Origin of the sequence: Natronomonas sp. (genome assembly GCF_046710025.1) — an archaeon.
GTDB lineage: Archaea > Halobacteriota > Halobacteria > Halobacteriales > Haloarculaceae > Natronomonas.
The window spans coordinates 1-4,139 of record NZ_JBKEGK010000221.1 but is presented as its reverse complement, the minus strand read 5'-3'; the positions used below and the strand labels follow the sequence as shown (position 1 = coordinate 4,139).

General features: G+C 60.0%; 5 protein-coding genes. All 5 read left to right on the top strand.

Translation table 11 applies throughout. The features are described 5' to 3' along the window. Nucleotides 1–433, top strand: a 433-nt coding sequence (locus ACI944_RS12420; RefSeq protein ID WP_411719359.1) for a bifunctional precorrin-2 dehydrogenase/sirohydrochlorin ferrochelatase, incomplete at its 5' end; no start/stop codon positions are given. Nucleotides 434–435: 2 nt separating this feature from the next. Beyond that, nucleotides 436–1,794: a glutamyl-tRNA reductase gene (gene hemA, locus ACI944_RS12415; protein WP_411719358.1), complete on the top strand. Its 1,359-nt coding sequence runs from the start codon at nt 436–438 to the stop codon at nt 1,792–1,794. A gap of 141 nt (nt 1,795–1,935) precedes the next feature. Continuing rightward, nucleotides 1,936–3,000, top strand: coding sequence for a CNNM domain-containing protein (locus ACI944_RS12410; protein ID WP_411719357.1), 1,065 nt, complete (start codon nt 1,936–1,938; stop codon nt 2,998–3,000). A gap of 133 nt (nt 3,001–3,133) precedes the next feature. Continuing rightward, nucleotides 3,134–3,493, top strand: a complete 360-nt coding sequence (locus tag ACI944_RS12405; RefSeq protein WP_411719356.1) for a hypothetical protein — start codon at nt 3,134–3,136, stop codon at nt 3,491–3,493. A 92-nt stretch (nt 3,494–3,585) separates the two neighbouring features. Continuing rightward, the coding region (locus tag ACI944_RS12400; RefSeq protein ID WP_411719355.1) for a response regulator at nt 3,586–4,139 on the top strand (554 nt) is incomplete at its 3' end.

Genomic DNA, 4,139 nt, shown 5'->3' with positions numbered 1-4,139 from the left:
ACTTGCCGTCGCGGCGACGGATGTCGACCCGGTAAACGAGGCGGCCGAACACGAGGCCCACCGTCGCGGGACGTTGATCAACCGGGCCGACCACTCCGACGAGCGCGGCCCCGGCAGCGTTGTCGTCCCCGCGACCGTCCGTGACGGCGGCGTCACGGTCTCGATTTCGACCGGTGGAGCGAGCCCTGCCCTCGCGAAGGAACTCCGGAAGCGGATCGAGACCGAACTCGATGGCGCAGGCGAACTAGCAGCAATAACATCCGATGTCCGTGCGGAACTGAAAGCCCGTGACGTCGATCCGGATCGCCGCCGTCAGGCTGTTCGGGCTGCTGTCCAATCGCCGAGGGTTTGGAAGGATTTAGGTGGGGGTGCGTCCAAAGCACGACAAACAGTTGACGCCGTCGTTAACGCGGCGTTGGGTGAGAAGTCGTGACCATGGGAACACAAAACGAAATCGTCGCCGGCGTCAGCATCTCACATAGTCATGCGACAGTCAAGCAGATTGAGGCCGCCGCGGCCGAATCCGAGCGAGCGGCCGTCGAATCGCTACTCCAGCGGCCCGAGGTCCTCGAAGCGTTCGTCCTCCAGACCTGCAACCGTGCCGAGGCGTACGTCGTCTCGGAGACCACGGCCTCAGCTCGTGAGGCGCTGTCGACGTACGTTGACGATGTTGATCCCGACGCTGTCCACGAACTCGGCCACGAGGAGAGCTTTAGACACCTCATGTCGGTCGCCTGTGGCCTCGAGTCGCTCGTGCTGGGCGAGGACCAGATCATCGGCCAGCTTCGGAATGCCTACGAGGACGCCCGCAGCGCCGGCGCCATTGGGCCGACCCTCGACGACGCGATCCTGAAGTCGATCCACGTCGGCGAGCGGGCCCGGAGCGAGACGGCGATCAATGAGGGCGCGCTCTCGATTGGCTCTGCCGCGGTCCGGTTCATCGACGACGAGCACGGGCTCCGGGGTGCGACCGCTCTCGTAGTTGGGGCCGGCGAGATCGCGACGCTGGCGGCAAAGGCGCTCGACGAGTCCGCCAGCCGGCTCGTAATCGCGAACCGGACGCTCCCGAACGCCGAACGCCTCGCCGGCCAACTCGAGACCGAAACCTCTGTCGTCGGTCTCGATGCGCTTTCGGTCGCCGCCGACGAGTCCGATGTCGTCGTCTCCGCTACCGGGAGCCACGAGCATGTCATCGACCCGGACGACCTCGAAACTGCCGGCGAGACCTACATCGTTGACATCGCACAGCCCCGCGATGTCGCGCCTAGTGCGACTTCGATCGACGACGTCTCCGTGTACGATCTTGACGCGATCGAAACAATGACCGACGAGACCAAAGCGAAACGCCGCGAGGCGGCCGAGGTCGTCGAAACGATGATCGACGAGGAACTCGGGCACCTCCTGAGCCAATACAAGCGCAAGCGCGCAGACCAAATCGTTGCGGCGATGTACGAGGGCGCCGAGCGCATCAAGGGTCGCGAGCTCCGGACTGCCCTCTCACAACTCGAGAGCGAATCTGACGAGGGCGTCTCCGAAGCCGAACGCGAGATTCTCGAGTCGATGGCCGACGCCCTCGTCGGACAGCTCCTCTCGGCACCGACTCAAAGCATCCGCGACGCCGCCGAGAACGACGACTGGTCGACGATCAGTACCGCGTTACGGCTCTTCGGCCCCGGTCTCAAGCCCGAACCCGCCGAGCCCCCGACGTCCCCGCGAAGCCCTGAAGCCCTCTCGGAGGAGATGCGCGAACGAATGCCCACGCGCGTCCTCGAGCAACTGACCGAAGATGACTGAGACGGTGTAGAAGCGATGGCGATTCGCTAGTTCGACACCGTCGAATAGTTCAGCCCTGGGACCGACGTGTCGAACGTCGTTGTCCTATGTCTTGATACGAATTCTACCCTTTTTTGATATCTCGTCGGAAAACACCGCCGTATGAACGGTCTGGAACTCGCGCTTCGCCTGAGTGCCGGCCTCTTGCTTATTCTCGCAAACGGGTTTTTCGTTGCGATCGAGTTCGCGCTGACCCGCGTTCGGCAGTATCCACAATCCGAATTCGACGTCCCAGGGCTTCAACGGGCGTGGAAAATGACACAGGATCTCGAAATCTATCTCACGAGCTGTCAGGTCGGCATCTCCGCAACCAGCATCGCCGTCGGCATTGTCGCGGAACCGGCCTTGGCTTCGTTGATGGATCCCGTGTTTGAGAATACGCTGCTCACGTCGATCGGTGCGGGTGGTATCCTCGCGTTTGCCATCATCAATCTGCTTCACTTGACCCACGGCGAACAGACGCCCACGTATCTCGGGGTCGAACGGACGAAGTTCGTCGCTCGGTACGGCGCGACACCGCTGTACTGGTTTGCCAAACTGCTCTACCCGGTTATCGTGCTCGGAGACAGCGCGGCCAAATGGACCCTCGGGCTGTTTGGCGTCGAGATGACCGGTGCCTGGCTGGAAACCGAAACCGACCGGGTCGAATCGCGGGCAGACCTCCGCCACCGCCTCGGAACCGTACTCGACCGAGGGAACCTTTCCGAGGAACGGCAAGAAGAGGTCTTAAATGCCTTCACCGTCGGTGAACAGCCCGTCAGCGACATCATGACCGATCGTGAAGACATTATTTTTCTCTCAACGGCCGCCTCCGCGCAAGAAAACTTCGATCGAATCGGAACGAGCCCGCACACGCGATTTCCCTTGGTCGATGACGATCCAGCCGAGTATCGAGGGGTTATCTATGTGCCTACGGTTGTCGATCAAATCGACGAACTCCGACGTGGCGAGGTCACGTTCGAGGATATCGCCGCTCCACCGATGACGCTTCGAGCAGACACGCTCATCAGCGATGCCGTCGACCAGTTTCAAGACGAACACCAGGAACTCGCGCTCGTGTATGATGAGGACGAGGAGAACGTCGTGGGACTGGTCACCGCGACGGACGCCCTCGAAGCGGTGATGGGCGAAATCAAAGACCCTCTGGATATCGAACTGGAAGGGTGAAATGACTCGACGGCGCGCGTTGCTCCTTGCACGCCTACATCGGCAAGGCACCCAGTACAGGCACTACATGACAGCTGATCGGCTACTGTTCCCTTGACAGAAATACTATACCATCCCCGGAGCAACGAGGCGTATGAGTTCGTCTCCTACTCTCATGCAGGTCCGCGACGTGGTTTCGACTCTCGGCCCGCCAGGCACGCCGTTGACAACGTCTGAAGTCGGTAGCGAGTTCGATTGTACCGACCGAACCATCTACAATAGGCTTGAGACGCTCGTCGAAGACGGTGGGTTGGCGACAAAAAAGGTGGGGGCTCGCGGTCGTGTCTGGTGGCGACCGGTCGACGAACGCAGGGAACGCGAGCAGGTCGCAGCGTTCGACCTCGATACCACGGTAACAACCGACGTAGCGACGGTCGACGCATCGAGTGCGACGCAGACGCCTAAGGCGACAGATGGAGGCAAAAATCGACCACCAAATCAGACGGACAACTGAGGAACAGTAACGACTAGCTATCTACTTGTATTATAAACGAACAATGAAACAATGAAACAATTCAACAACACGCCACCGAACAACAACTCAACATGGCCGAATCGGATCCAACACCAACTGATGCGGGACGGAAACCCCAAGCGCAACGTGACGATGACGAGTTCGTGTTACGCGAGAGTGTAAACCTCACGGACGAGCAGATCGATGTCCTCCACGTCGATGACAACGAGAGCCTGCTAGAGCTGTCTGCGGCGTTTCTTGAAAAAGAGCATGATTCGTTGTCGGTACACACCTCGGTGTGTGCCGAGGACGCACTCGAGCATCTCGGGGCTAATGATGTCGATTGTATAGTCTCCGACTACAACATGCCCAGACTCGACGGTATCGAACTTCTCGAACAGGTGCGTGAGATGCATCCAGAACTTCCGTTTATTCTCTTCACCGGAAAAGGGTCCGAGGATGTCGCAAGCAAGGCGATTTCGAAGGGGGTGACTGACTATCTACAGAAGGGGTCGGGCACAGAACGGTACGAACTTCTAGCCAACCGGATCGACAACGCCGTTTCTCAGCGCCGGTCGGAACAACGCGCCAACCAGATCGAGCGCTGGCTCGTAGAACTCGCTGAGGAGACCCACAACATACTCTG